Genomic DNA, 25,304 nt, shown 5'->3' with positions numbered 1-25,304 from the left:
TCAGTCCACCATCTCGCGCCCCGTGAGGCGCAGGAACACATCTTCGAGATTCGCCGGCCGATGCAGATAGCGCACGTCGGCGCGGCCTTTCACGCGCATATGCACGGGCTGCGGATCGTCGACGTAGCAAAAGAGCGTCTCGCCGCTCACTTCCATGCGCTCGACGAAGGGCGCGAGCTCCGCGGCGAGCGCCTGCGGATCGGGGCCGTAGATTTCGATCACGTCCGAGCCGATCACCGATTCGATCAGATCGTGCGGCCGTCCTTCGGCAATCTTGCGGCCTTCCTCGATCACGCAGAGACGGTCGCACAGACGCTCGGCTTCTTCCATGAAGTGCGTCGTCAGGAGAATCGTCTTGCCGCGCGCGAGTAGCGAGCGCAAGCGCTCCCAGATCAGATGTCGCGCCTGCGGATCGAGGCCGGTGGTCGGCTCGTCCATCACGAGGACATCGGGATCGTTGACGAGCGCGCGCGCGAGCGTAAGGCGCCGCTTCATGCCGCCCGACAGCTCGCCCACGCGCGCATCGGCCTTGCTCTCCAGCCGCGCGAATTCGAGCAGCGACGGCACGAGCGCATCCATGCGCGCGCCCCGCAGGCCGAAGTAACGGCCAAAGACGAACAGATTTTCGCGCACCGTGAAATCGGGATCGAGGTTGTCGAACTGTGGCACGACGCCCACGCGCTCGCGTGCGAAACGGGCACGCGCGGGCACCGGCTCGCCGACTAACCGGATCGCGCCGTCATCCGGCGACGTGATGCCGAGGAGCATCTTGAGCGTCGTCGTCTTGCCCGCGCCGTTCGGGCCGAGCAGTCCGAAGCATTCGCCGGGCCGCACGTCGAACGACAGGCCATCGACGACCGTGCGCTCACCGTAACGCTTCCTTACTTCAGTGAATTCGATGGCGGGCGGCGCACCGGTTTCATCGGCCGCGGTGCGTTTCGCTCGCTGCAATATTTGATCAGTCATGCATTCGATACGGGGAAAGCCGCATAGGGAAATCCAGCGGGCAGTGTAATCCATTGCACCGGCACGGCGCTCGGCGTGCAACCGCAAGCGGCGCGCCGGGTCGAACATTGTGCGGAGCGAGTTGAACCGGTTCCGGCCGATAGTGCCAGAGGCTTGTCTTTCGGGCAGATCGCGGTTCTGGCACGGTGCGAGCTAGCGTGTCCGCGTCGGTTAGCGTTTTCCAGCGTTGTCACGCATGGAGCGACACACGAAGATGAAGGCGCGCCCGGGCCCGCGCGGGCGCGAACGGCATTCGGCCAGGGAGGTCATGATGGAAAGCTATCGAAAAATCCTGCTCTGCTACGACGGCTCCAGAGAGGGCCGCAAGGCGCTTCGGCAGGGCGCGAATCTCGCCCTCGACCTGAATGCGGAGACGCACGTCCTCGCGGTGGTCGACATGCGCTCGAGCATTGCGCAAAGCGCCGGACTGCTGACCGACATGGCCTGCGGACGTTTCGAAGAAGCCGCGCGCGATATTCTGCAGGAAGGCGTCGAATGGCTGCGCGAGCGCGGCCTGCAGGCGCAGGGGCACTTCGCGTTCGGGCATCCGATCGACGAGATCGCGGCGCTCGCGGAGAGCCTTCAGGTCGATCTCGTCGTCGTGGGTCATCGCTGCCGCAGCGGCCTCGCGCGCTGGTGGATGGGCGCGGGCAACACGCCGCTGCTCGACCGCGTGAAGTGCAGCATTCTGGTCGCCGTCTGTCAGGCGGGCGAATCGGCCGAGGCGGAAGACGAAGCGGCTTACGCGGCGAAGCCGGTCAAGGCCGAAGCCGGCGCCTGAGCGGAGACGCTTGACGGGTCAACCGTTTAGATCGACGGCGGCGAGCTTCCACGACACGAGCCCGTAACGACGGAAGATCGCCGAGTAGCGCGCATCGCCGGCCCCGTGCTGATACGTGACGACGAACGTGTTCAGGTCACGGTATCCGGCCGTGGTCTGCGGCGGCTCTCGGGGCGGCTGTTGCGCGGTAGCCACGCCCGAGGAAGGCGCATTCGACGAGCTCGCCGCCGGATTCGCCGACGTGCCGTTGTTCGCTTGTGGCGGCGGACGCTCGCCCGGATCGCCACGCGGCGGAATGCCGTTCAGAATGGCTGCGACACCGTCCGGAGTCGCATATGAATCCACCAAAGGACCGACGAGCGCCGCGCCGATCATCGCGCCGATGATCGCGAGCGGATTGCCGCTCTTCTGGATATCGATGCGGCGTGTGAGCAGCGCCGCGACCTGATCCTTGAGGCTCGCCCGAAGCGCGGGAAAATCGACGTATTCGTTGACGGTCTGCGCGTCGCGCGCATCGGCGGCACGCTTGACGCGATTCAACGCGATATACGGTGACGCATAAACGAAACCGAGCGCCGCGACGAGAATCAGAACGACGAGCGCGGTGGCGACAGAACGGGAAGTGCGTGACATGCGACGGCGAAGCCTCTCTTGCATAACGTGAATCCGGAATTGACCACGCAGGCGCGCGATAAATCCCGGGACTTCACGTTCTGCGTACATCCGCCACGATTCAAGCCAGAATGCCGCCGGTGAGCCCCGCGCTTTCCTCGGCGATGCAACGGTCGATCATGCGCGACACTTCATCGATCTTGCCCACGAAAATCACCCGCGATTGTCCGCGATAGACCCGCACCGGTGCGCGCTGTTCGGGCTCCGCGTGCACCGCGCTGTTCAGCGACACGCGCGCGAAAGCCGGCTGGCGCGACGGAAGCGCGGGCATTTCGTCGAAGAGGTCGGGCGTCGTTTCGGCGCGCGGCATGCCGCACGTGATCAGCGTGCGCAGATGGCGCAGGCGGCCGAACTGACGGAAGGGCAGCAGACGGGCAAAACGTTCCATGATGACTCTCCAGTCGATAGGATGCACCGCGGCGCACCGCGCGCGGTGGCCGTCATGCTGGTTGTGTTTGAGACGCCTTGGGGCGTTCGAAGCAGTTGGTGAGGTGATATTCCGCGCTTACCGAGACATTTTCTGTCTCCTTGCGACCAGCGGATCATCATTTGTTTGCTGCCGCCCGCGCCTCCCAACGCTTTGACCGGGCCGTCAGAACTCGCCCGAGCGGATCAGTCCGACCGCGATGCCTTCCAGCGCGAAATCGCTACTGCCGGACCGCACGAAAATGTTTTCGTAATCCGGGTTCTCGGCGATAAGTTCGACGCCGTCCGGACGGCGCTTCCAGCGCTTCACGGTGACGTCGTCGCCGAGACGCGCTACGACGATCTGCCCGTCCTTCGCTTCGTTGCGTTTCTGCACGGCGAGCAGGTCGCCGTCGAGAATGCCGGCATCGCGCATCGAAAGGCCGCGCACCTTCAGCAGATAGTCCGGCTTGCTGGAAAAGAACGCGGGATCGCACGCGTAGTGCTGCGAGATGTGCTCTTGCGCGAGGATCGGGCTACCCGCCGCAACGCGCCCGACAAGCGGAAGCGACAGCTGCATGATGCTCTGATGCGGCAGCGTGAGCTGATGCGGCAGTTCTTCCGAACGATCGATGCGCGATGCGTCGCCGAGCAGACGGATGCCGCGCGACGAACCCGCCGCCAGCTCGATCACGCCCTTGCGCGCCAGCGCCCGAAGATGCTCCTCGGCCGAGTTCGCCGAACTGAAGCCAAGCTCCGCCGCAATCTCGGCGCGCGTGGGCGGAAAGCCCGTACGGTCGATTGCGCGCTGGATCAGCTCGAAAACCTGCTGTTGCCGCGCGGTAAGTTTTGATGTTCTGGTCACTGGCTCGGGCCCCTGATGCACTGTATGAATGGACAGGTAACTGTATTTTTATACAGTATTCGGCACTTTTCAAGCTTTACTTTAAGTTCGGCCGTGCGGGACCGCGCCAGCGCTGACGACGCTTTTTCCGTCCGGGAATATGGTTCTTAGCAGATTTACGTATAAAAAAGTGAAGAACGATTATTTCTAATCATATAGACGCGCCGATAGACTGATTCCGTCAATTCGATAAGACGGAGAACGGGGAATGCAAAGCATCAGACTGGGATTGGGCAAGGGCGCGCGACGCTTGTTCGCAGCGGCGGCGCTGATGGCGGCGGGCTTCGGCATGGCGACGCAGGCTCACGCGCAGGCGTCGTTTCTGAACGTCTCCTATGACCCGACCCGCGAGCTGTATCAGGACTTCAATCAGGCGTTCGCGAAGAAATGGAAGGCCGATACGGGCGAGACGGTGACGTTCAAACAGTCGCACGGCGGCTCCGGCGGTCAGGCGCGCGCAGTGCTCGACGGCCTGCAGGCCGATGTCGTGACGCTCGCGCTCGCCTACGACATCGACGCGCTTGCGGGCAAGGGCCTCGTCGGTGCGGACTGGCAAAAGCGCCTGCCCGACAATGCGTCGCCTTACACGTCGACGATCGTGTTCCTCGTGCGCAAGGGCAATCCGAAACACATCAAGGATTGGGACGATCTCACGAAGCCGGGTGTCTCCATCGTCACGCCGAATCCGAAGACATCAGGCGGGGCGCGCTGGAACTATCTCGCAGCGTGGGCCTATGCGCAGCACAAGCAGGGCGGCAACGAGCAAACGGCGAAGGACTTCGTGACGAAGCTCTACAAGAACGCGGGCGTGCTCGATTCTGGCGCACGCGGTGCCACGACGAGCTTCGTGCAGCGCGGGCAGGGCGACGTGCTGATCGCGTGGGAAAACGAGGCGTTCCTGTCGCTGAAGGAGTTCGGGCCGGAGAAGTTCGAGATCGTGGTGCCGTCGGTGAGCATTCTCGCGGAGCCGCCCGTCGCCGTGGTCGACAAGGTCGTCGACAAACACGGCACGCGCAAACTCGCGGAAGCCTATCTCAAGTATCTGTATAGCGACGAAGGCCAGCAGATCGCCGCGCGCAATTTCTATCGGCCGCGCTCGGACAAGGTTCCGGCCGAGCTCACGAAGCAGTTTCCGAAGCTGAAGCTCTACACCATCGACGACACCTTCGGCGGCTGGACCAAGGCGCAGAAGACGCACTTCGCGGACGGCGGCGTGTTCGATTCGATCTATCAACCGCAATAAGACATGAACGGGCGACGCGGCGCACCCATGATGCCGCGCGCCCTGAAGCAGCAACGCGCCACGACCCCGGCGCGCAAACAAGGATGAATCAAGGATGACGACCCTCACATTCAGGAAGCCAAGCGCGCTTCCAGGGTTCGGCCTGACGATCGGCATCACGGTGGCGTACCTGAGCCTCGTGGTGCTGATTCCGCTTGCCGCAACCTTTGCGAAGACTGCGACGCTCGACTGGCCGCAGTTCGTGCGCGCGGTGACATCGCCGCGCGTGCTGGCCTCTTATCGGCTGACGTTCTGTGCGGCGCTCGGTGGCGCGCTCATCAACGCGGTGTTCGGCTTTCTCGTCGCGTGGGTGCTCGTGCGCTACACGTTCCCGTTCAAGCGCATCGTCGATGCGATGGTCGATCTGCCGTTCGCGCTGCCCACGTCGGTGGCCGGCATTTCGCTCGCAGCCGTGTATGCGGGCAACGGCTGGATCGGGCAGTATCTCGCGCCGCTCGGCATCAAGGTCGCGTTCACGCCGCTCGGCGTGCTCGTCGCGCTGACGTTCATCGGCTTGCCCTTCGTCGTTCGCACGGTGCAGCCGGTGCTCGAAGACTTCGAGCGCGAGCAGGAAGAAGCCGCCGCGTGCCTCGGCGCGACGCGCTGGCTCACGTTCCGCCGCGTCGTGCTGCCTTCGCTCTTTCCCGCGCTCCTGACCGGTTTCGCGCTCGCGTTCGCGCGTGCGCTCGGCGAATACGGCTCGGTGATCTTCATCGCGGGCAACGTGCCGATGAAGTCCGAGATCACGTCGCTGCTCATCATCACCAAGCTCGAACAATACGATTACGCCGGCGCGACCGCGCTCGCCGTGGTGATGCTGTGCGTGTCGTTCCTGATGCTGCTCCTCATCAACACGCTGCAGTGGTTCCTGCAACGGCGCACGAGCAAGACCGGCGCCGCGCCCGCAAGCGTCGCGCTGACTGCGGGAGAAACGGCATGAGCAAGGTTCTTCCGTTGCAGACGGCGACGCGCCGCGATGTGCAAAGCCTCAATCCCGTCACCGAGCCGCGCGCTGTGCGCTGGCTGCTCACGGGCATCGCGCTCGCGTTTCTCGCGCTCTTTCTCGTCGTGCCGCTCGTCGCGGTGTTCGTGCAGGCGTTCGCGAAGGGCGTCGATTATTACTTCGAGTCGCTGAAGGACCCGGACGCGTGGTCCGCGATCAAGCTCACGTTGATGACCGCCGCGATCGCCGTGCCGCTGAACGTCGTGTTTGGGCTCGCGGCGTCGTGGGCGATCGCGAAGTTCGAGTTCAAGGGCCGTGCGCTGCTGACGACGCTCATCGACCTGCCGTTTTCGGTGTCGCCCGTGATCTCCGGTCTCATCTACGTGCTGATGTTCGGCGCGCAGGGCTGGTTCGGCCCGTGGCTCGCCGCGCACGACGTGCAGATCATCTTCGCGGTGCCCGGCATCGTGCTCGCGACGATCTTCGTCACGTTCCCGTTCGTCGCGCGCGAGCTGATTCCGCTGATGCAGGCGCAAGGCAACGATGAAGAAGAAGCGGCGCACGTGCTCGGCGCGTCGGGCTGGCAGATCTTCCGGCGCGTGACCTTGCCCAATGTGAAGTGGGGCTTGCTCTACGGCGTGATTCTCTGCAACGCGCGCGCGATGGGCGAGTTCGGCGCGGTGTCGGTGGTGTCGGGCCATATCCGCGGGCAGACCGACACGATGCCGCTGCACGTCGAAATTCTCTACAACGAATACAACTTCTCGGCCGCGTTCGCGGTGGCGTCGCTGCTTGCGCTGCTCGCGCTCGTGACGCTCGCGCTGAAGCTCCTCGCGGAGCGGCGCATGACGCAAGCCGTCACCGAAGCCAAAGCCACCGCACAGAATTGAATAGGCCGACACCATCATGAGCATCATCGTTCGCAATCTGCAAAAACGCTTCGGCGATTTCACCGCGCTCGACAACGTCACGCTCGATTTCCCGGCGGGCGAACTCGTCGCGCTGCTCGGGCCTTCCGGCTGCGGCAAGACCACGCTCCTGCGCGTGATCGCGGGCCTTGAATTCGCCGATGCGGGCCAGGTCGTGCTGCACGGCGAGGACGTCGCGGCAGTCGGCGCGCGCGAGCGGCAGGTCGGATTCGTGTTCCAGCATTACGCGCTGTTCCGCCACATGACCGTGTTCGAAAACGTCGCCTTCGGTCTGCGCGTGAAGCCGCGCCGCGAGCGGCCTTCGGAATCCGTCATTCGCGAGAAGGTGCACGAGCTTCTGAAACTCGTGCAGCTCGACTGGTTGTCGGAGCGGTTTCCGTCGGAACTGTCGGGCGGGCAGCGGCAGCGTATCGCGCTCGCGCGCGCGCTTGCCGTCGAGCCGAAAGTGCTTCTGCTCGACGAGCCCTTCGGCGCGCTCGACGCGAAAGTGCGCAAGGAATTGCGAAGCTGGCTGCGCCGTCTGCACGACGATCTGCATATCTCGACGCTCTTCGTCACGCACGACCAGGAAGAGGCGCTCGAAGTGGCGGACCGCATCGTCGTGATGAATCACGGGCGTGTGGAGCAGGTGGGCAGTCCGCAAGACGTGTACGATCATCCGCAGACGTCGTTCGTCTACGAGTTTCTCGGCGCGGCGAACCGGCTGCAGGGTAACGTCGATGCGAACGGCTTCATCGCCGATGGCGCCGCAAGTCCGATTTCCGCGATCGCCGCGAGCGCGCATTTCAGCGGCCGGGCGCTCGCATATGTGCGTCCCCACGATCTAGCGCTCTATCCTGCCGATGGCGCGCATCGCGACGGCATCACGGTCGGCGTGCGACGTGTCGTGACGCTGGGCGGCTCGGTGCGCGTCGAGCTCGAAGGCAGCAGCGGCGTGATCGAGGCGGAACTGGATCGCGAGGCGTGGCGCGCGCTGAAGCTCGATATCGGCGATGGCGTTACGGCCGTGCCGCGCGCCTTGCGCGTATTTCCCGCGCAATGACAACATCATAAAAATAGAGAGGCTCACATGAACTTCCAGCAGTTGCGCTTCGTGCGCGAGGCCGTGCGTCAGAACATGAATCTGACGGAGGTCGCCAACGTGTTGTACACGTCGCAGTCGGGCGTGTCGAAGCAGATCAAGGATCTCGAGGACGAACTCGGCGTCGATATCTTCATTCGCCGCGGCAAGCGTCTCACCGGTCTCACCGAGCCGGGCAAGCAGGTGCATCAGCTGATCGAACGCATGCTGCTCGATGCCGAGAATCTGCGGCGCGTCGCGCGCCAGTTCGCGGATCAGGACAACGGCCATCTCGTCGTCGCGACGACGCACACGCAGGCGCGTTACGCGCTGCCCAAGGTCATCCGCCGCTTTACCGAAGTCTTCCCGAAAGTGCATCTCGCGCTGCGTCAGGGCAGCCCGCAGCAGATCGCGCAGATGATCATCAACGGCGAAGCGGACATCGGCATTTCGACCGAAGCGCTCGACCGTTATCCGGATATCGTGACGTTCCCGTGCTATTCGTGGCATCACACGGTCGTGGTGCCGAAGGATCATCCGCTCGTCGGCGTCGAGAACATCACGCTCGAACAGATCGCCGAATATCCGATCGTCACCTACGACACCGATTTCACCGGCCGCTCGCATGTGGACCAGGCGTTCGCGAGCGCGGGCGCGATTCCCGATATCGTGCTGACCGCGATCGACGCCGACGTCATCAAGACGTATGTCGAGCTCGGCATGGGCATCGGCATCGTCGCGGCGATGGCCTACGACGCGAAGCGCGACACCGAGCTCGTCGCGCTCGATACGCAGCATCTGTTCGAAGCCAGCACGACGCGCGTCGGCCTGAGGAAGGGCGCGTTTCTGCGCGCGTATGCGTATCGGCTGATCGAAATGTTCGCGCCGCAGCTCGATGAAGCGCAGATCGCCGCGCAGCTTCGCGAAGCGGCTTAAATCACGCGTCGGCTGATTTACAATCGCCGGCATGAAACCATCTTCTCTCCCTCGCATCGCCGTGCTGGCAACGGGCGGCACCATCGCCGGACAAGCCGGCGATGCATCGAAGACGGCGGGCTACAAGGCGGGCGTCGTCGGCGTCGACAAACTGCTCGATGCCGTGCCTGCCTTGTCGTCCGTCGCGCGCATTCAGGCCGAACAGATCGCGAGCATCGACAGCAAGGACATGAGCGCCGCGCTCTGGACGACGCTCGCGCGCCGTATCGACGCGTTGCTCGCACAGGACGATATCGACGGCGTCGTCGTCACGCACGGCACCGACACGCTCGAAGAAACCGCGTACCTGCTGCATCTCACGGTTAAAAGCGCGAAGCCCGTCGTGCTGACGGCGGCGATGCGGCCATCGACCGCGCTGTCCGCCGATGGCCCGCTGAATCTGCTCAACGCCGTCACTGTTGCGGCGTCCGCGAGCGCCAAAGGGCAAGGCGTGCTCGTCGCGTTCAACAACCAGATTCACAGCGCGCGCGATGTCACCAAGACGAGCACCTACGCGGTCGATGCGTTTCGCTCGCCCGAAACCGGCGTGCTCGGCTTCGTGCAGGACGGCCGCGTGGAATTTCAACGTACGGTCGTGCGGCCGCACACGAGCGCGAGCGAGTTCGCCATGGTTGATCAATGGCCGATGGTGGAAATCGTCACGAGCCACGCCGATGCATCGCGCGTGATGGTCGATGCGCTCGTCGCGGCAGGCGTGAAGGGCATCGTCGTCGCGGGCACGGGCAACGGCTCGATGCACGCGACGCTCACGCACGCGCTCGGGGATGCGGTGAAGCAGGGCGTGGCGGTGGTGCGCGCGTCGCGCGTGGGCTCGGGACACGTGATGCGCAACGGCGCGGCCAACGACGATGCACTCGGCACGATCAGCGCGGGCACGCTCAATCCGTACAAGGCGCGCGTGCTGCTGATGCTGGCGCTGGCGGCAGGTGTGAAAGACCTCCAGCGGATCTTCGACACCTACTGAGAAACAAAAAAACGCGAACGGAAGTTCGCGTTTTTTTCATTCAGGCTTCAGAGAGAATCAGGCCGCGGGAATACGCAGCACCTGACCCGGATAGATCTTGTCCGGGCTCTTCAGCATCGGCTTGTTGGCTTCGAAGATCACATCGTTCTTCGAACCGTTGCCGTAATACTTCTCCGCGATTTTCCAGAGATTGTCGCCCGACACGACGGTGTGATACTGCGACTCGGGCTCGGAATTCGGCACGGTCAGCTGATCGTCGACCTTGTCGACGTGCTGCACGTTGCCCGCGGCGACGAGGATCTTTTCCTTCGTGGCCTGGTCCGGCGCCTGACCGGACACGGTCACCGTATGCGATGCGCCGTCATACGTGACTTGCAGATTGTCCGCGTTGAGACCTTGCGAACGGATATACGTCGCGATGGCTTCGCCCGCTTTCTGGTTGAGCGCGGCGACATCGACGGGCGCGGCAGCCGGGGCCGCCTGCGCGCTCGGCGTGGCTGCGCCGAAGAGTTTCTCGCCTGCTTCCTTGATAAAGCTGAGGATACCCATTGTTCAACTCCTTGATTAACGACGGTGATTGAAAGGCCCGCGAAGTCTAGGCAGATTAGTCGCGATCACCACCAGATAGTTCTGAGTTTCAACAAAAGGATTTGTAGCACCGCTCATGCGTCAGCGGTAGGACACAATGTGCAACAATCCGACGCGGACACCCGACGACAAACCGTCTGACCGACCAAGGCTTACCCGGCGCACCGCCGGGTGCCGCTTCTCGGACCCCACTTGCCGCCCTCAGCCCAGAGCGGCATTTGTCCCGCGTGCCCATACGCGGAACGCCCCACGGTTCAGGTGCTGAACGGCCTCACGCAGCCTTGGCTTGCTGCGGCTCGTCCGCCACCTGGAAGTTCGACATGATCTCGAGCGCGCGCACGAGCGCCGAGTGATCCCACGCCTTGCCGCCGTTCGCCGCGCACACGCTGAAAAGCTGCTGCGCGCTCGCGGTGTGGGGCAGGGCGAGGCCCATCTTGCGCGCGCCGTCGAGCGCGAGATTCAAGTCCTTCTGATGCAGTTCGATACGGAAGCCCGGATTGAACGTGCGCTTGGTCATGCGCTCGCCATGCACTTCGAGGATGCGCGATGACGCGAAGCCGCCCATCAATGCTTTGCGCACGCGCTCCGGATCGGCGCCCGAGCGTGCCGCGAACAGCAGCGCCTCGGCGACGGCCTCGATGTTCAGCGCGACGATGATCTGGTTCGCGACCTTGCAGGTCTGGCCCGCACCGTTATCGCCGATAAGCGAGATGTTCTTGCCCATCAGATCGAAGAGGGGCTTGGCGATGTTGAACGACTTCTCCGGCCCGCCGACCATGATCGTGAGCGTCGCTTCGCGTGCGCCGACTTCGCCGCCCGAAACCGGTGCGTCGAGATAGTCGCAGCCGAGCGCGTTGATCTTCTTCGCGAACTCCTGCGTTTCCAGCGGCGCGATCGAGCTCATGTCGATGACGAGCTTGCCCTTCGACAGACCCTTCGCGACGCCGTCATCGGCGAACAGCACATTGGCGACATCGGGCGTGTCGGGCACCATCGTGATGACGATTTCGCTCGCCTGCGCAACCGCGCTCGAATCTTCGACGACTTTCGTCTGCGCGCGGATATCGTCGGGCACCGGAAATTTGCCGTTCACGACGAGCGAGTGGCCGCCCTTGATGAGGTTGCGCGCCATGTGCGCGCCCATGATGCCGAGTCCGATGAAACCGATCGTTGCCATACTTTGTGCTCCTCCTTAACGTTGCTTAACGTTGCTTTATGCGGTGGCGGCAGCTTTCACGCCGCCGATGCTCTGCAGCCAGCCGAGGCCCGCTTCGGTGCCATTCAGCGGCTTGTACTCGCAGCCGATCCAGCCTTGATAGCCGATCTCGTCGAGCAGCCCGAACAGGAACGCGTAGTTGATTTCGCCGGTGCCGGGTTCGTTGCGGCCGGGATTGTCGGCGAGCTGGATATGCGCGATCTGCGGCAGATTCTTTTTGATCGTCGCGGCGAGCTCGCCTTCCATGCGCTGCATGTGATAGATGTCGTACTGAAGGAACAGATTGTCCGAGCCGACAGCCTTGATGACGTCGAGACCTTCCTTCGACTTGTTCAGCGCAAAGCCCGGAATGTCATACGCGTTGCACGGCTCGACGAGCAGCCTGATGCCTTCTTTCTTCAACGCATCCGCGGCGAAGCGCAGGTTTTCGATGATCGTCGTGCGCGCCTGTTCCGCCGATACACCCGCCGTCGGAATGCCGACGAGGCAGTTCAGTTGCGGCACGTTCAGCGCCTTCGCGTATTCGATCGCACGCGGCACGCCTTCGCGGAATTCCGCGACGCGATCCGGCAGGCAGGCGATGCCGCGCTCGCCCGCTTCCCAGTTGCCCGCGGGCAGGTTGTGCAGCACGATCCGCAGGTCGTTGTCCTTCAGGCGCTGCTGGATATCGCTGATCGAGAACGCGTAAGGGAACAGGAACTCGACCGCCTTGAAACCCGCGTTCGCCGCCGCCGCGAAGCGGTCGAGGAACGGGACTTCGTTGAACAGCATGGTCAAATTCGCGGCAAATTTCGGCATTGTTCTTTCCTGATGGTCGGTCAGTGGAATCACTCGGGTTTTAGTCGAGCGGCGTGACGGCGGTCGGAGCATCGGCCTTCGTTTCGGCAAGCTCTTCGAACTCGTTGATCGCGTCGATCTCGGTGCCCATCGCAATGTTGGTCACGCGTTCCAGAATCATCTCGACGACGACCGGCACCTGATGCTCGGCGGCCAACGCCTGCGCCCGCTTCAGCGCCGGGGCGATGTCTTCCGGCTTGTGCACGCGCAGCGCCTTGCAGCCGAGGCCTTCGGCCACCGCGACGTGATCGACGCCATAGCCTTCGAGTTCAGGCGCGTTGATGTTGTCGAACGCGAGCTGCACGCAGTAATCCATGTCGAAACCGCGCTGCGCCTGACGGATCAGGCCGAGGTACGAGTTGTTCACGACCACGTGCACGTACGGCAGCTTGAATTGCGCGCCGACGGCGAGCTCTTCGATCATGAACTGGAAGTCGTAGTCGCCCGAAAGCGCGACGATCTTGCGTTGCGGATCGGCGGCACGCACGCCGAGCGCGGCGGGAATCGTCCAGCCGAGCGGGCCGGCCTGGCCGCAGTTGATCCAGTTGCGCGCCTTGAAGACGTGCAGGAACTGCGCGCCCGCGATCTGCGACAGACCGATCGTCGTCACGAAGCACGTGTCGCGGTCGAACGCGAGGTTCATTTCTTCGTAGACGCGCTGCGGCTTCATCGGCACGTTATCGAAGTGCGTCTTGCGCTGGAGCGTGCGCTTGCGCTGCTGGCAATCCGCGACCCACGCGCCGCGGTCCTTCAGCTTGCCTGCGGCCTTCCATTCCTTCGCCACTTCGACGAACAGTTCGAGCGCGGCCTTCGCATCCGACACGATGCCGAGATCCGGTCCGAACACGCGGCCGATCTGCGTCGGCTCGATATCCACGTGCACGAACTTACGGCCCTTGGTGTAAACCTCGACGCTGCCCGTGTGGCGATTCGCCCAGCGATTGCCGATGCCGAGCACGAAGTCGGAGGCGAGCATCGTCGCGTTGCCGTAGCGATGCGACGTCTGCAAGCCGACCATGCCGGCCATCAGCGGATGATCGTCGGGGATCGCGCCCCAGGACATCAGCGTCGGAATCACGGGCACGCCGAGCGTTTCCGCGAATTGCACGAGCAGATCTTCCGCCGCCGCGTTCAGCACGCCGCCGCCGGACACGATCAGGGGTTTTTCGGCGTCGTTGAGCATCGTCAGCGCTTTTTCGATCTGTGCGCGCGTCGCCTTCGGCTTGTAGACCGGCAGCGGCTCGTAGGTGTCGATGTCGAACTCGATCTCGGCCATCTGCACGTCGATCGGCAAATCGACCAGCACCGGACCCGGACGGCCCGAGCGCATCAGATGGAAGGCCTGCTGGAACACGCGCGGCACGAGCGCCGGCTCGCGCACGGTGACGGCCCACTTCGTGACGGGCTTCGCGATCGACTCGATATCGACCGCCTGGAAATCTTCCTTGTACAGACGCGCACGCGGCGCCTGGCCGGTGATCGCGAGGATAGGGATCGAATCGGCCTGAGCGGAATACAGGCCGGTGATCATGTCGGTGCCGGCCGGGCCCGACGTGCCGATGCAAACGCCGATGTTGCCCGGCGCCGCGCGGGTATAACCTTCGGCCATGTGCGATGCGCCTTCGACGTGACGCGCGAGCACGTGGCTGATGCCGCCCGACTTCTTCATCGCCGAGTAGAACGGGTTGATGGCCGCGCCCGGCACACCGAACGCGGTATCGATTCCTTCTTTTTCCAGCACGAGGACGGCTGCGTCAACGGCTCTCATCTTGGGCATGATTGTCTCCTTCCTGGGGTCTCTATACGTAATCGCTGTCTGCATGTGAAGCAGGGTTCAGTTGCACTTTAAGAGTGTTAAAAAGGTTTGATAAGATCAGTCGGAGTCGCTTTATCCCGTACAAAAAGTTTCGAATGACGACGCCGGGCGGATTGGAGGCAGGAGATGGACCGTTTCAAGCAGATCGAGACCTTCGTGCGCGTCGCCGAGGCGGGCAGTCTCGCGGCGGCGGCGCTGGAAGAGGGCGTGTCGCCGGTGATCCTCGGACGGCGTATCGATGCGCTGGAAAAGCGCCTGGGCGTGAAGCTGATGTATCGCTCGACGCGACGGCTCGTCGTCAGCGAAGAGGGCGCGGCGTTTCTCGATCGTTGCAAAAATCTGCTGTCCGAGTGGGATCAGGCGGAGAACGAACTCGCGGCGGGACGGCGCGCGGTGGGCGGGCATCTGATTGTGTCGGCGCCGGCGGCGTTCGGACGCATGCACGTGGCGCCTCACGCGCCGGCGTTCGTCGTCGACAAACCCGAACTGCAGATGTCGTTCAATCTGACGGATCGCGTCGTGGATCTCGTGCGCGAGGGCTATGACCTGTCGATACGCATCGGCGGGGCGGTCGATCCGAACTTCGTCGCGGTGAAACTTGCGAGCAACCGGCGCGTCGTGTGCGGCACGCCTGCGTATTTCAGGAAGCACGGCCGGCCGAAAACGCTCGAAGATCTGCCGAATCACAATTGCCTCGCGTTCAATCTTCAGGGCGGCCAGAATCGCGGCTGGTATTTCCGGCGCAACGGCAAGGTCGTAACGGTGCGCGTCTCCGGCACGCTCGATTGCAACGACGGCGAATTGCTGCACCGCTGGGCCTCGGAAGGGCTCGGACTGGGCTGGCGCTCGACGTGGGAAATCCAGCGGCAACTCGAAGCGGGCGAACTGGAAACCGTGCTCGACGAATTCGAACTGCCCGATTACGACATCCTCGCGGTCTATCCGCAGCAGCGCTACGTACCGGCGCGCGTGCGCTACTTCATTGATTATCTTAAGGAAACCTACGCTCAGACCGGTTATTGGAGCCGCCCGCTCACGCTTCCGGGCGAACCGCGCACGGAACCCGCGCCCGCACGCTAACTGCTTGAAAATCCGACGATTTGGCTTGCCCGACCAAACGAAACGCGATATAGTTTCGGGCTTCTCACTTGCCACACCGGTCCGACGCCCGGGTGGCTTCAATCCACAAGTAGCTACAAGGAGTGAATATGCGTCATTACGAAATCGTATTTATCGTGCACCCCGATCAGAGCGAGCAAGTGCCCGCCATGATCGAGCGCTACAAGAGCACGATCACGTCGCACGGTGGCCAGATCCACCGCATCGAAGACTGGGGCCGTCGCCAACTGGCCTACATGATCGAGAAACTCGCGAAGGCTCACTACGTCTGCATGAACATCGAATGCGATCAGGCTACGCTCGAAGAGCTCGAGCACGCGTTCAAGTTCAACGACGCCGTTCTGCGTCACCTCATCGTCAAGATGAAGAAGGCCGAAACCGGCCCGTCGCCGATGATGAAGGAAGTGCAGCGCGAAGAAGCCAAGAAGGCGGCCAGCCAGCCGTCCGAAGCGCAGGCTTAAAGACAGTTCAACACTGTCAAGCCATCAGGGAACGAACACTTTAAGTGAACCGGCTGCAACTGACAGCAAGCGTCGTGGAACGCGAACCGGTGCGGTACACGCCCGCCGGCATCCCGATCGCAAGCTGCACGTTGCAACACGCGGCGGAAGTCGTCGAAGCGGGCATCGCCCGAAAGATCGAACTGACCATGCAGGCGGTTGCGGCCGGCGAAGCGAGCGGCAAGCTGGAAAGCTGTCCGATGGGCGTCGAAACACGCTTCACCGGCTTTCTGGCGAAGAAAAGCCGTAACGCGCGAACCCTGGTGTTTCACATCACAGAATTGCAGGACATTGGAAAGGACTAATCATGCCCCGCCCGACTGGTAAGAAATTCGACAAGCGTCGTCAGCAACAAAACCCGCTCTTCAAGCGCAAGAAGTTCTGCCGTTTCACGGCAGCCGGTGTCGATCACATCGACTACAAGGACACGGAAACGCTGAAGGACTTCATCGGCGAAAACGGCAAGATCACGCCGGCTCGTCTGACTGGCACGAAGGCGCACTATCAGCGCCAGCTCGACACGGCGATCAAGCGCGCGCGTTTTCTCGCGCTCCTGCCGTACACCGACCTGCACAAGGCCTAATCAGACGACGCACTAAGGAAAGCCAAAAATGCAAATCATCCTTTTGGAAAAGGTCGTCAACCTGGGCAACCTCGGCGATATCGTCAAGGTCAAGGACGGCTACGCACGTAACTTCCTGATCCCCGGCAAGAAGGCTCGCCGCGCGACCAAGGACGCCATCGCTGAATTCGAAGTTCGCCGCGCCGAACTCGAAAAGGTCGCTGCTGCAAAGCTGTCGGCTGCGCAAGCGCAAGGCGAAAAGCTGAGCGGTTTCACGGTTCAGATCTCGCAGAAGGCTGGCGTCGACGGCCGTCTGTTCGGTTCGGTCACGAACGCGGACATCGCTGATGCGCTGAAGAAGCAAGGCTTCGCGGAAGTGGAAAAGGCGCAAGTGCGTCTGCCGGAAGGCCCGCTCAAGATGGTCGGCGACCATCCGGTTCAAGTGGCGCTGCACACGGACGTGCTGGTCGACGTCACGGTGTCCGTGCTCGGCGAGCACGCGTAAGTTCGAAGCGAGGCTAAGCGAGGCTTTGGGCCTCGCGAGCAGGTCGAGAAATGGCAGGAGCTGCAAAGGCTCCTGCCATTTTTTATTGTCCGCCCATCTGCATTGTTCGATAATTCCACCCCATGAACGCTCCGTCCAAAGACCCGCAACTCGACGCGCTGAAGGTCCCGCCGCATTCGATCGAAGCCGAGCAATCCGTGATCGGCGGCCTGCTGCTGGACAATGCCGCATGGGACCGTATCGCCGATGTCATGCATCAGAGCGATTTTTATCGCTACGACCATCGCATCATCTACGAGCACGTCGGCAAGCTGATCGCGGCGACGCGTCCGGCCGACGTCATCACCGTCTACGAAGCGCTCACGATGGCCGGCAAGGCCGAGGAAGTGGGCGGGCTCGCGTATCTGAACGCGCTCGCGCAGAATACGCCGAGCGCGGCGAATATCCGACGCTATGCCGAGATCGTGCGCGATCGCGCGGTGCTGCGCCGTCTCGTCTCCGTCGCCGATGAAATTTCCGCCGATGCCTTCAATCCGCAAGGCAAGGAAGTTCGCCAGATTCTCGACGAAGCCGAAGCGCGCGTGTTCTCGATCGCCGAAGACGGCGCGCGCGGCACGCAGGGCTTCCTCGAAATCGGGCCACTGCTCACGCAGGTCGTCGAGCGCATCGACACGCTTTATCACACGGCCAATCCGAGCGATGTGACCGGCACGCCGACCGGCTTCGTCGACCTCGACCGCATGACCTCGGGCATGCACGGCGGCGAACTGATCATCGTCGCGGGCCGTCCGTCGATGGGTAAGACGGCGTTTTCGATGAATATCGGTGAATACGTCGCGGTGGAGTACGGCTTGCCGGTCGCGGTATTCTCGATGGAAATGCCCGGCACGCAACTGACGATGCGTATGCTCGGCTCCGTCGGCCGGCTCGACCAGCACCGTATGCGCACGGGCCGTCTCACGGACGAAGACTGGCCGAAGCTCACGCACGCCGTGCAGAAAATGAGCGAGGCGCAGCTTTTCATCGATGAAACCGGCGGCCTCAATCCGATGGAACTGCGCTCGCGCGCGCGGCGCCTGTCGCGGCAATGCGGCAAGCTCGGCCTTATCATCGTCGACTATCTTCAGCTGATGTCGGGCTCGGGCGGCGGCGAAAACCGCGCGACCGAAATTTCCGAAATCTCGCGTTCGCTCAAGAGCCTCGCGAAGGAACTCGACGTGCCCGTGATAGCGCTGTCGCAGTTGAACCGCGGCCTCGAGCAGCGGCCGAACAAGCGGCCGATCATGTCGGATCTGCGCGAATCGGGCGCCATCGAGCAGGACGCGGACGTGATTCTCTTCATCTATCGCGACGAAGTCTACAACCCGGACAGCCCCGACAAAGGCACCGCCGAAATCATCATCGGCAAGCAGCGTAACGGTCCGATCGGCCCGGTGCGTCTGACCTTCCACGGCCAGTACACGAAATTCGATAACTTCGCCGGCGCGCAGAACTTCTACGGCGGCGAATAAGCCTCTCGACGCATCGACTGTCAATTCCTCGCGACATCCGCCGCTGCGCGTCGTTCACGCGCGGTGCGCCTGTGGGTGCGCGCGGGTACAATATGTCGGTTTGATGTCTATCTCAGATTGACCCATTTACCGGGATTTTCATGTTCGGTCGTTTCATGCCCACCGAGGGCAAATTCTTCGAGATCTTCAACGAGCACGCTAAGTGCATGGTCGATGCCAGCCGCGAGCTCGAACTGCTGATCGATAATCTCGACGACGCAGAGGTTCACAAGCAGAACGTTCAGGCAAACGAAAAGCGCGCCGACAAGCTTACGCACGAAACCATCGACCTGCTGCACAAGACGTTCATCACGCCGCTCGACCGCGACGAAATCCACAAGCTCATCACCACGATGGACGACATCCTCGATCTGATGGAGGACGTCGCGACCGCCATTTCACTCTACGACGTGCGTGCGGTGACATCGGAGGCGAGCCAGCTTGCGCATATCTGCACGGGCACGGTCACGCGCGTGCAGCAGGCCGTGGAATTGCTGGCCGACATGAAGCGCGCGAGCGAAATCCTGAAGATCTGCGAGGAAATCGACCGCCTGGAGTCGGACGCGGACCGCGTACTGCGCTCGGCCATGTCGAAGCTCTTCCGCGAGGAAGACGACGTGAAGACCCTCATCAAGCTGAAGGCCATCTACGAGCTGCTCGAGACGATCACCGACAAGTGCGAGGACGTCGCGAACATCATCGAAGGCATCGTGCTGGAAAACGCCTGATCATGCCGCCCGAGCCCGCGACGCACGACGCGACGCGGGTAACGACGACAGACAACCCGCGCGGTCTTCGCGCGCCGGCAGAAAAAACACCAACTGATGCATTCGATTCAACTCGCCATCTGGGCAGTCGCCTTGCTCGTCATAGTCGCACTCGCGTTCGACTTCATGAACGGCTTTCACGACGCCGCCAATTCCATCGCCACGGTCGTCTCGACTGGCGTGCTCAAGCCGCAGCAGGCGGTCGCATTTGCCGCCGCGTTCAACGTCATCGCGTATTTCGTCTTTCACCTGAAAGTCGCGGCCACCGTCGGGAAGGGCACGATCGATCCCGAAATCGTCGATCACTACGTGATCTTCGGCGCACTCGTCGGGGCGATCGGGTGGAATATCGTTACGTGGATCTACGGCATTCCGTCGAGTTCGTCGCACGCGCTGATCGGCGGTCTCGTCGGCGCGGCGCTCGCCAAGTCGGGCTGGGCGTCGCTCAACTGGGACGGCCTGCTCAAGACCGTCGCGTTCATCTTCATCTCGCCGGTGCTGGGCTTCGTGCTCGGCTCGTTCTTCATGCTGCTCGTGTCGTGGCTGTATTTCCGCACGCCGCCTTCGAAGGTCGACCGCCGTTTTCGCCGCATGCAGCTCGTCTCGGCGGGGCTCTATTCGCTCGGCCACGGCGGCAACGACGCGCAGAAGACCATCGGCATCATCTGGATGCTGCTGATCGCGACGGGCTACGCGTCCGCCACCGCCGATGCGCCGCCTGTCTGGGTCATCGGTCTTTGCTATCTGTCGATGGGTCTCGGCACGCTGTTTGGCGGCTGGCGCATCGTGCGCACGATGGGCCAGAAGATCACGAAGCTGAAGCCGGTCGGCGGGTTTTGCGCAGAGACGGGCGGGGCGATCACGCTTTTCGTCGCGTCGTTCCTCGGCATTCCGGTTTCCACGACGCACACGATCACCGGCGCGATCGTCGGCGTGGGCGCGACGCAGAAGTTCAGCGCGGTGCGCTGGGGCGTGGCGGGCAATATCGTGTGGGCGTGGATTCTGACGATCCCGGCATCCGCCGCGCTCGCGGCTGCGGGCTGGTGGGTCGGTCATCGCTTCCTTTGAGCCGCACCACGCGCCCGCGGGCGCGTGTCAGATGATGGGCGACGACACGCCGTCCATCGGAATGATGGCGCCCGAAACATAACTCGCGCGGCGGCTCGCCAGGAAGAGCGCCACGTCGGCGATTTCCTCGGGTTTCGCGTAACGTCCAAGCGGCACTTTCGCCTGGCTCTCGGCGAGCACCTGATCGCGCGTGACGCCTTGCCGCTTCGCTTCCAGTTCCAGTGCTTCCTCGACGCGCTCCGTGAGCGTCGCGCCCGGATTGATCGCGTTGATGCGAATGCCGAGTTTCGCGTAATGGTGCGCGAGGCCGACGGTGTTGAGCATCAGCGCCGCATTCGCGGCGCCGCCCGCGATATGGATGTCCGTCGCAATTTTCCCGCCCATCCCGACAATATTGACGATGGCGCCCGGCTCCGCGCCCGGCTCGCTGCGCAGGCGCTCGGCCATGCGCTTCAGCACGACTTGCTGCGGATAGACGTAGGAAAAGTACTTGGCGTCCATAGCCGCCTTGTACGCGGCGGCGTCGAGCGTATCGGGATCGTAGCGGCGCGCGGCGCCCGCGCTGTTGATGAGAATGTCGATGGGCCCGAGCGCGGCGCTCGCTTCCTCGACGACATCCTCGGCGCTGTGCGCCTCATGCAGATCGGCGCGCGCGAGATGCACGTGATATCCGTTGCTGGCCAGTTGTTCACGGGCGCGGGCAAGATTCGCGGCATCGCGCGAGACGATGGCCACTTTCGCGCCCTCGCTCGCGAACGCTTTCGCGCAGGCAAATCCAATTCCCTTGCTGCCGCCCGTGATCAGGACGACTTTGCCCGCGAGTCCCAGGTCCATGTTTCGCTCCGTCGACGAATGATCGAAACACGATAGCAGAGACGCGCCGCGCGCGTCAGTTCGTACCGGTCGCGAAGCGGGCGATGGGATCGTCGTTTTGCGCGGGGCGGGGCGCGGCGAGCGAGCCGGTGGAAGCGCGCATCACGCGCACGGGCGGTTCGGCGGGATCGTCGGTGACTGCCTGTGCCGCGCGGGCCTGCTGGCGTGCCGCGCGCGATGTCGGCGGCGGCGGTTCGAACGCATCGGCGGCGGCCTGAATCGGATCGGGCGCGACCGATGGCGCCGTCGCGCTGGCGGCTTGCGATTGCCGTTGCTCCGCGGAGAGCGTCGGAGGCGGCGGCTCGAAGGCGTCGACGTTCGTTGGCGGCGTCGCCTGACGCGCGTAGGCCGATGCCGCTGCGGGCGGCGCTTGCACGGGCGCGGATGCGGGCGCGGGCGACGCGAGATACGTCGGCGCATCGAAAGGTGTCGGCGCGGTTTTCGGCGGCGCGACGCGTCGAATGCCGTCGAAGCGCTTCGCCCAGTACGGGTTCGTCAGATAGTCGAGCCGCACGGTGCCGCCCGTCGACGGCGCATTCACGAAGCGCAATTTGCCGACGTAAATCCCCACGTGCGAATGCGGCCGCCCGGTCGTGTTGAAGAAGATCAGATCGCCGGGCGCGATTTCATCGGGCTCGACCGAATCGCCGCGCGAACTCATTTCCGCCGTCGTGCGCGGCAGATTGACCGACGCCGCGCGATCGACGACGTATCGCACGAGCCCGCTGCAATCGAAGCCCGCGTCGGGCGTGTTGCCGCCCCAGCGGTACGGCACGCCGACGAGCGACATCGCCTGAATGGAAATTTCCTCGCGCCCGATGCTGTGATCGACGAAAGTCGGGAAGCCCGGCGGCGGTTTGTAGGTACGGTTGGCGTTCGTGCTGGCGGTAGGCTTGCGCGCAGTCTGCTGCGGCGCGGTTCCACACGCGGCAAGCAGGACGGTCACGAGAAGCGGCAGCCAGATTCGACGCATTGCAATCGGCGAGCAAAAACTCGCCAGGAAGGGCAGTGTGCCGATACTAGCCCGCCGAACGGCCGTGCGGCAAGATGTCTTGAGGATTCACATGAAGTTTGTGCCGTAAGTGTTGCAGCCGGAAAACGTCGGGACGAAAAAAACGGCCCGACGGATTGCGCCGCCGGGCCGTTTGTCGCGATGAAAAACCGCCGCTACAGGATGTCCGACGCGTAGTCGGCGAGACGTGAACGCTCGCCGCGCGCGAGGGTCACGTGACCGCTGTGCGTCCAGCCCTTGAAGCGGTCGACGACGTACGTCAGCCCCGAACTGCCTTCGGTCAGATACGGCGTGTCGATCTGCGCGATGTTGCCGAGACACACGATCTTCGTGCCTGGACCCGCGCGCGTGACGAGCGTCTTCATCTGCTTGGGCGTCAGGTTCTGCGCTTCATCGATGATCACGTATTTGTCGACGAAGGTCCGCCCGCGCATGAAGTTCATGCTCTTCACCTTCAGACGCGAACGGATCAGCTCCTGCGTCGCGGCGCGGCCCCATTCGCCGGCGGCGTCGTCGGTTTTCTGGAGGACTTCGAGGTTGTCGTCGAATGCGCCCATCCACGGCTGCATCTTCTCTTCCTCTGTGCCCGGCAAGAAACCGATATCTTCGCCGACCGGCACGGTGGCGCGCGTCACAATGATCTCGTTGTAGCGCTTGTCGTCGAGCACCTGCGCGAGACCGGCCGCGAGCGCCATCAGCGTCTTGCCGGTGCCCGCCTGGCCGAGCAGCGTGACGAAATCGACTTCGGGGTTCATCAACAGATTGAGCGCGAAGTTCTGCTCGCGATTGCGCGCGGTGATGCCCCAGACGTTGTTCTTGTGATGGCCGTAGTCGCGCAGCGTCTGCAGCAGCGCGGTCTTGCCGTTGAGTTCGCGCACGACCGCGTGAAACGACGGCTCGCCGTTCTGCGGTTCGAGATACACGAACTCGTTGACGAGCATCGACGGGCACAACGGCCCGGTCACGCGGTAGTACGTCGTGCCGGTTTTCGTGTCCTGCCAGCTCTCCATGCCCTTCGCGTGCCGCGTCCAGAAATCCTGCGGCAGCGCGCGCACGCCCGAGTACAGCAGGTCCTTGTCCTCGAGAACCTGGTCGTTGAAGTAGTCCTCGGCGGGCAGACCCAGCGCATGCGCCTTGATGCGCATGTTGATGTCTTTCGACACCAGCACGACCTGACGATCCGGCCGCTCTTTCTGCAGCGCGCGCACGACGCCGAGAATCTGGTTGTCCGCCTTCCCGACGGGCAGCCCCTGAACCGGCTCGATATCGGTGAGCGTCGTCTGGAAGTACAGGCGGCCGAGCGCATCGCGGTTGCCTTGCGAGGACAGCAGAATGCCTTCCGTCATCTTGCCCGCGTGCGCGACCAGCGCATCGAGCGTGCGGCTCACCTGACGCGCGTTGCGCGCGACTTCCGACATGCCCTTCTTGTGGTTGTCGAGTTCTTCCAACGTCATCATCGGCAGATAGACGTCGTGTTCCTCGAAGCGGAAGAGCGAGCTCGGGTCGTGCATCAGCACGTTGGTGTCGAGCACGAAAAGCTTGCGCAATTCGGTTTCGGCGGTCGCGCCCTTGCGGCGTTTGCTCTGCACGCGCGATTCGTCCTTTGCGGCGGCTGGTGCGGGCGCCACGGGCGTTTCCGCGCGTTCCGCGCGGGCAACGACCTCGTCGGGCGTCTCGCGCGCAGACGGCGCCGGCTGCAGGAGCGCCGCGGTCTGTTTCGATTTTCGGCCGCGCGTCGGCACGGTGCCGGGCGCGGGCGGCGGCACGACCGCTTCGACATGCGCTTCGGCAGGAATCTGGGTCAGCACTTCGCTCGCGATCGAGCGCAGCGTGTGCGCGGCGTTGGCTGCGGGACGCTCGGCGGCGACGGTGTCGACCGCGCCGAAGGCGTCGTCATCGCTCGCCGCGGCTTGTTTTTTCGACTGTTTCGAAGGCCGGGCTTTGGCCTTGTATTCTTCAGCCGGAAGGAGATGGCCGAGCTTGGCCGGGGCGGTAGGCAAAGGCATGGTGTTCCCTCGAAAGGAATCGGGTTCGTGTATCGTGCGCCGCCTGTCGCATCCTGCTCGTACGCCCTCGAAGCAATACGGTTCCTGCAGTTTGCGCCCGGTGGCGCGCTTCGTTGTCGAAATCGCCGGTTCGCCTAAGTTTCGATCTGCTCCTTGGAGGTTGCGTGCAAGGCGTCGCGCATGAGCCGAAGCAGCGTGGTTTTCATGCGACGCCAAATAAAAAAGCCGCTGCTCCGATTAGCGGAACCAGCGGCTGACTTCTGTTTCAGAGCGCCTTTCCCTTGCCGACTCCACATAGCCCGGGTCCATGCCGACCGCGCCGACAGGCACACGGCGGCTCACGCAAAGACAACAGGAATGGGGTGGACAGGCGTTCATTGCGGTCCAATATAACGTGCCTCAAATCGCTTGTACAGCCTCGACGATGGCCTCTACGTGGCCTGGCACCTTGACGCCGCGGAACTCCCGCCGAAGCACGCCTTTCGCGTCGATGAGGAAGGTCGAGCGCTCCACGCCGCGCACTTCCTTGCCATACATTTTCTTCATCTTGATGACATCGAAGAGGGAACAGATGGCTTCGTCGCCGTCCGAAACCAGCGTGTAAGGCAGCTCCAGCTTGGCCTTGAAGTTGTCGTGCGATTTCACGCTGTCACGCGAGATGCCCACGATTTCCGCGCCGGCCGCCTTGAACTGATCGTAGTGGTCGCGAAATTGCAGGCTTTCGGTCGTGCAGCCCGGCGTGTTGTCCTTCGGGTAGAAAAAGAGCACGACTTTCGTGCCGCGCAGGCTCGAAAGCGTGAACTCGCCACCCGTTGCGGGTGCGGTGAAGTCGGGTACGGGCTGGTCGACTGCAACTGACACGAAGGTTTCTCCGATTGTTATGGTTCGTTGGTGAGACGACGACGAAATCTACGGCGAGACCCGGCAGCGGCCAAGCGCCGTTT

The 25,304-nt window shown here is 63.2% G+C and carries 27 protein-coding genes; 15 read left to right on the top strand and 12 right to left on the bottom strand.

Features of this window, described 5'->3' with window-relative positions:
* Window positions 1-966: a nodulation factor ABC transporter ATP-binding protein NodI gene (nodI, locus tag AWB74_RS27750; RefSeq protein ID WP_061149855.1), complete on the bottom strand. Its 966-nt coding sequence runs from the start codon at window positions 964-966 to the stop codon at window positions 1-3.
* Window positions 967-1,276: 310 nt separating this feature from the next.
* Here nodI and AWB74_RS27745 point away from each other — a divergent pair, with 310 nt between their 5' ends.
* A complete protein-coding gene (locus tag AWB74_RS27745) occupies window positions 1,277-1,786 on the top strand; it encodes a universal stress protein (protein ID WP_041731023.1) in 510 nt (169 codons plus the stop codon).
* A gap of 18 nt (window positions 1,787-1,804) precedes the next feature.
* Here the strand turns inward: AWB74_RS27745 and AWB74_RS27740 are convergent, their stop codons facing one another.
* The 3 genes from AWB74_RS27740 to lexA all read right to left on the bottom strand — a co-directional run bounded on the left by AWB74_RS27740 (window position 1,805) and on the right by lexA (window position 3,728).
* Window positions 1,805-2,419 (bottom strand): DUF2939 domain-containing protein, encoded by a 615-nt coding sequence (locus AWB74_RS27740; protein WP_061149854.1) that lies wholly within the window; start codon window positions 2,417-2,419, stop codon window positions 1,805-1,807.
* Between the two features lie 100 nt (window positions 2,420-2,519).
* Entirely contained in the window at window positions 2,520-2,846 is a 327-nt protein-coding gene (locus AWB74_RS27735) for a hypothetical protein (RefSeq protein ID WP_061124707.1), read from the bottom strand.
* A 204-nt stretch (window positions 2,847-3,050) separates the two neighbouring features.
* Complete coding sequence (lexA, locus tag AWB74_RS27730; RefSeq protein ID WP_061149853.1) at window positions 3,051-3,728, bottom strand: transcriptional repressor LexA; 678 nt, start codon at window positions 3,726-3,728, stop codon at window positions 3,051-3,053.
* Window positions 3,729-3,975: 247 nt separating this feature from the next.
* Here lexA and AWB74_RS27725 point away from each other — a divergent pair, with 247 nt between their 5' ends.
* From AWB74_RS27725 to AWB74_RS27700, 6 genes are all read left to right on the top strand, one after another.
* On the top strand, window positions 3,976-5,010 hold the full coding sequence (locus AWB74_RS27725) for a sulfate ABC transporter substrate-binding protein (RefSeq protein ID WP_061149852.1): 1,035 nt from the start codon (window positions 3,976-3,978) through the stop codon (window positions 5,008-5,010).
* Window positions 5,011-5,104: 94 nt separating this feature from the next.
* Window positions 5,105-5,989 (top strand): sulfate ABC transporter permease subunit CysT, encoded by an 885-nt coding sequence (gene cysT / locus AWB74_RS27720; RefSeq protein ID WP_061149851.1) that lies wholly within the window; start codon window positions 5,105-5,107, stop codon window positions 5,987-5,989.
* Window positions 5,986-6,882, top strand: coding sequence for a sulfate ABC transporter permease subunit CysW (cysW, locus tag AWB74_RS27715; RefSeq protein WP_061149850.1), 897 nt, complete (start codon window positions 5,986-5,988; stop codon window positions 6,880-6,882). Before cysT ends, cysW begins: the two co-directional genes overlap by 4 nt.
* 16 nt (window positions 6,883-6,898) lie before the next feature.
* Window positions 6,899-7,963, top strand: a complete 1,065-nt coding sequence (locus tag AWB74_RS27710; protein ID WP_061149849.1) for a sulfate/molybdate ABC transporter ATP-binding protein — start codon at window positions 6,899-6,901, stop codon at window positions 7,961-7,963.
* Between the two features lie 27 nt (window positions 7,964-7,990).
* Window positions 7,991-8,917, top strand: a complete 927-nt coding sequence (locus AWB74_RS27705; RefSeq protein ID WP_061124712.1) for a CysB family HTH-type transcriptional regulator — start codon at window positions 7,991-7,993, stop codon at window positions 8,915-8,917.
* A 31-nt stretch (window positions 8,918-8,948) separates the two neighbouring features.
* The gene (locus tag AWB74_RS27700) at window positions 8,949-9,941 is read left to right on the top strand and encodes an asparaginase (RefSeq protein WP_087039219.1); all 993 of its coding nucleotides are present in this window, start codon (window positions 8,949-8,951) and stop codon (window positions 9,939-9,941) included.
* A 57-nt stretch (window positions 9,942-9,998) separates the two neighbouring features.
* Here the strand turns inward: AWB74_RS27700 and lysM are convergent, their stop codons facing one another.
* The 4 genes from lysM to gcl all read right to left on the bottom strand — a co-directional run bounded on the left by lysM (window position 9,999) and on the right by gcl (window position 14,359).
* Window positions 9,999-10,490 carry a peptidoglycan-binding protein LysM gene (lysM, locus tag AWB74_RS27695; protein ID WP_061149847.1) on the bottom strand — a complete coding sequence of 164 codons (492 nt, stop codon included), beginning with the start codon at window positions 10,488-10,490 and terminating at the stop codon, window positions 9,999-10,001.
* 310 nt (window positions 10,491-10,800) lie between these two features.
* Window positions 10,801-11,706, bottom strand: coding sequence for a 2-hydroxy-3-oxopropionate reductase (locus AWB74_RS27690; protein ID WP_061149846.1), 906 nt, complete (start codon window positions 11,704-11,706; stop codon window positions 10,801-10,803).
* A 36-nt stretch (window positions 11,707-11,742) separates the two neighbouring features.
* Complete coding sequence (hyi, locus tag AWB74_RS27685; protein ID WP_061149845.1) at window positions 11,743-12,543, bottom strand: hydroxypyruvate isomerase; 801 nt, start codon at window positions 12,541-12,543, stop codon at window positions 11,743-11,745.
* A gap of 40 nt (window positions 12,544-12,583) precedes the next feature.
* Window positions 12,584-14,359, bottom strand: coding sequence for a glyoxylate carboligase (gene gcl / locus AWB74_RS27680; RefSeq protein ID WP_061149844.1), 1,776 nt, complete (start codon window positions 14,357-14,359; stop codon window positions 12,584-12,586).
* A 165-nt stretch (window positions 14,360-14,524) separates the two neighbouring features.
* Here gcl and AWB74_RS27675 point away from each other — a divergent pair, with 165 nt between their 5' ends.
* The 8 genes from AWB74_RS27675 (at window position 14,525) to AWB74_RS27640 (ending at window position 20,469) form a co-directional block, all read left to right on the top strand.
* Complete coding sequence (locus AWB74_RS27675) at window positions 14,525-15,478, top strand: LysR family transcriptional regulator (protein WP_061149843.1); 954 nt, start codon at window positions 14,525-14,527, stop codon at window positions 15,476-15,478.
* A gap of 128 nt (window positions 15,479-15,606) precedes the next feature.
* Window positions 15,607-15,978 carry a 30S ribosomal protein S6 gene (gene rpsF / locus AWB74_RS27670; protein WP_061117413.1) on the top strand — a complete coding sequence of 124 codons (372 nt, stop codon included), beginning with the start codon at window positions 15,607-15,609 and terminating at the stop codon, window positions 15,976-15,978.
* Window positions 15,979-16,022: 44 nt separating this feature from the next.
* The gene (gene priB, locus AWB74_RS27665) at window positions 16,023-16,322 is read left to right on the top strand and encodes a primosomal replication protein N (RefSeq protein ID WP_061149842.1); all 300 of its coding nucleotides are present in this window, start codon (window positions 16,023-16,025) and stop codon (window positions 16,320-16,322) included.
* Between the two features lie 2 nt (window positions 16,323-16,324).
* Window positions 16,325-16,600: a 30S ribosomal protein S18 gene (gene rpsR, locus AWB74_RS27660; protein ID WP_061127600.1), complete on the top strand. Its 276-nt coding sequence runs from the start codon at window positions 16,325-16,327 to the stop codon at window positions 16,598-16,600.
* A 28-nt stretch (window positions 16,601-16,628) separates the two neighbouring features.
* Complete coding sequence (gene rplI, locus AWB74_RS27655) at window positions 16,629-17,084, top strand: 50S ribosomal protein L9 (RefSeq protein WP_061149841.1); 456 nt, start codon at window positions 16,629-16,631, stop codon at window positions 17,082-17,084.
* A gap of 122 nt (window positions 17,085-17,206) precedes the next feature.
* A complete protein-coding gene (locus AWB74_RS27650; RefSeq protein WP_061127598.1) occupies window positions 17,207-18,595 on the top strand; it encodes a replicative DNA helicase in 1,389 nt (462 codons plus the stop codon).
* 140 nt (window positions 18,596-18,735) lie between these two features.
* Window positions 18,736-19,362 (top strand): DUF47 domain-containing protein, encoded by a 627-nt coding sequence (locus AWB74_RS27645; RefSeq protein ID WP_061149840.1) that lies wholly within the window; start codon window positions 18,736-18,738, stop codon window positions 19,360-19,362.
* Window positions 19,363-19,458: 96 nt separating this feature from the next.
* Window positions 19,459-20,469 (top strand): inorganic phosphate transporter, encoded by a 1,011-nt coding sequence (locus AWB74_RS27640; protein WP_061149839.1) that lies wholly within the window; start codon window positions 19,459-19,461, stop codon window positions 20,467-20,469.
* A 27-nt stretch (window positions 20,470-20,496) separates the two neighbouring features.
* Here the strand turns inward: AWB74_RS27640 and AWB74_RS27635 are convergent, their stop codons facing one another.
* From AWB74_RS27635 to AWB74_RS27615, 4 genes are all read right to left on the bottom strand, one after another.
* The gene (locus AWB74_RS27635) at window positions 20,497-21,303 is read right to left on the bottom strand and encodes an SDR family oxidoreductase (RefSeq protein WP_061149838.1); all 807 of its coding nucleotides are present in this window, start codon (window positions 21,301-21,303) and stop codon (window positions 20,497-20,499) included.
* Window positions 21,304-21,358: 55 nt separating this feature from the next.
* Window positions 21,359-22,315 carry a C40 family peptidase gene (locus tag AWB74_RS27630; RefSeq protein ID WP_061149837.1) on the bottom strand — a complete coding sequence of 319 codons (957 nt, stop codon included), beginning with the start codon at window positions 22,313-22,315 and terminating at the stop codon, window positions 21,359-21,361.
* Between the two features lie 194 nt (window positions 22,316-22,509).
* Window positions 22,510-24,360 carry a PhoH family protein gene (locus AWB74_RS27625; protein WP_061149836.1) on the bottom strand — a complete coding sequence of 617 codons (1,851 nt, stop codon included), beginning with the start codon at window positions 24,358-24,360 and terminating at the stop codon, window positions 22,510-22,512.
* A 399-nt stretch (window positions 24,361-24,759) separates the two neighbouring features.
* On the bottom strand, window positions 24,760-25,221 hold the full coding sequence (locus AWB74_RS27615; RefSeq protein ID WP_014191241.1) for a peroxiredoxin: 462 nt from the start codon (window positions 25,219-25,221) through the stop codon (window positions 24,760-24,762).
* Window positions 25,222-25,304: the final 83 nt, after the last annotated feature.

Source organism: Caballeronia arvi (assembly GCF_001544695.2).
GTDB lineage: Bacteria > Pseudomonadota > Gammaproteobacteria > Burkholderiales > Burkholderiaceae > Caballeronia > Caballeronia arvi.
This window is presented reverse-complemented; position numbering and strand designations above follow the sequence as displayed.

What these genes read in the sequence shown, in the direction of transcription:
- nodI (WP_061149855.1), bottom strand. Translation starts at nt 966, where the DNA reads ATGACTGATCAAATATTGCAGCGAGCGAAACGCACCGCGGCCGATGAA.
- AWB74_RS27745 (WP_041731023.1), top strand. Translation starts at nt 1,277, where the DNA reads ATGGAAAGCTATCGAAAAATCCTGCTCTGCTACGACGGCTCCAGAGAG.
- AWB74_RS27740 (WP_061149854.1), bottom strand. Translation starts at nt 2,419, where the DNA reads ATGTCACGCACTTCCCGTTCTGTCGCCACCGCGCTCGTCGTTCTGATT.
- AWB74_RS27735 (WP_061124707.1), bottom strand. Translation starts at nt 2,846, where the DNA reads ATGGAACGTTTTGCCCGTCTGCTGCCCTTCCGTCAGTTCGGCCGCCTG.
- AWB74_RS27725 (WP_061149852.1), top strand. Translation starts at nt 3,976, where the DNA reads ATGCAAAGCATCAGACTGGGATTGGGCAAGGGCGCGCGACGCTTGTTC.
- cysT (WP_061149851.1), top strand. Translation starts at nt 5,105, where the DNA reads ATGACGACCCTCACATTCAGGAAGCCAAGCGCGCTTCCAGGGTTCGGC.
- cysW (WP_061149850.1), top strand. Translation starts at nt 5,986, where the DNA reads ATGAGCAAGGTTCTTCCGTTGCAGACGGCGACGCGCCGCGATGTGCAA.
- AWB74_RS27710 (WP_061149849.1), top strand. Translation starts at nt 6,899, where the DNA reads ATGAGCATCATCGTTCGCAATCTGCAAAAACGCTTCGGCGATTTCACC.
- AWB74_RS27705 (WP_061124712.1), top strand. Translation starts at nt 7,991, where the DNA reads ATGAACTTCCAGCAGTTGCGCTTCGTGCGCGAGGCCGTGCGTCAGAAC.
- AWB74_RS27700 (WP_087039219.1), top strand. Translation starts at nt 8,949, where the DNA reads ATGAAACCATCTTCTCTCCCTCGCATCGCCGTGCTGGCAACGGGCGGC.
- lysM (WP_061149847.1), bottom strand. Translation starts at nt 10,490, where the DNA reads ATGGGTATCCTCAGCTTTATCAAGGAAGCAGGCGAGAAACTCTTCGGC.
- AWB74_RS27690 (WP_061149846.1), bottom strand. Translation starts at nt 11,706, where the DNA reads ATGGCAACGATCGGTTTCATCGGACTCGGCATCATGGGCGCGCACATG.
- hyi (WP_061149845.1), bottom strand. Translation starts at nt 12,543, where the DNA reads ATGCCGAAATTTGCCGCGAATTTGACCATGCTGTTCAACGAAGTCCCG.
- gcl (WP_061149844.1), bottom strand. Translation starts at nt 14,359, where the DNA reads ATGCCCAAGATGAGAGCCGTTGACGCAGCCGTCCTCGTGCTGGAAAAA.
- AWB74_RS27675 (WP_061149843.1), top strand. Translation starts at nt 14,525, where the DNA reads ATGGACCGTTTCAAGCAGATCGAGACCTTCGTGCGCGTCGCCGAGGCG.
- rpsF (WP_061117413.1), top strand. Translation starts at nt 15,607, where the DNA reads ATGCGTCATTACGAAATCGTATTTATCGTGCACCCCGATCAGAGCGAG.
- rpsR (WP_061127600.1), top strand. Translation starts at nt 16,325, where the DNA reads ATGCCCCGCCCGACTGGTAAGAAATTCGACAAGCGTCGTCAGCAACAA.
- rplI (WP_061149841.1), top strand. Translation starts at nt 16,629, where the DNA reads ATGCAAATCATCCTTTTGGAAAAGGTCGTCAACCTGGGCAACCTCGGC.
- AWB74_RS27650 (WP_061127598.1), top strand. Translation starts at nt 17,207, where the DNA reads ATGAACGCTCCGTCCAAAGACCCGCAACTCGACGCGCTGAAGGTCCCG.
- AWB74_RS27645 (WP_061149840.1), top strand. Translation starts at nt 18,736, where the DNA reads ATGTTCGGTCGTTTCATGCCCACCGAGGGCAAATTCTTCGAGATCTTC.
- AWB74_RS27640 (WP_061149839.1), top strand. Translation starts at nt 19,459, where the DNA reads ATGCATTCGATTCAACTCGCCATCTGGGCAGTCGCCTTGCTCGTCATA.
- AWB74_RS27635 (WP_061149838.1), bottom strand. Translation starts at nt 21,303, where the DNA reads ATGGACCTGGGACTCGCGGGCAAAGTCGTCCTGATCACGGGCGGCAGC.
- AWB74_RS27630 (WP_061149837.1), bottom strand. Translation starts at nt 22,315, where the DNA reads ATGCGTCGAATCTGGCTGCCGCTTCTCGTGACCGTCCTGCTTGCCGCG.
- AWB74_RS27625 (WP_061149836.1), bottom strand. Translation starts at nt 24,360, where the DNA reads ATGCCTTTGCCTACCGCCCCGGCCAAGCTCGGCCATCTCCTTCCGGCT.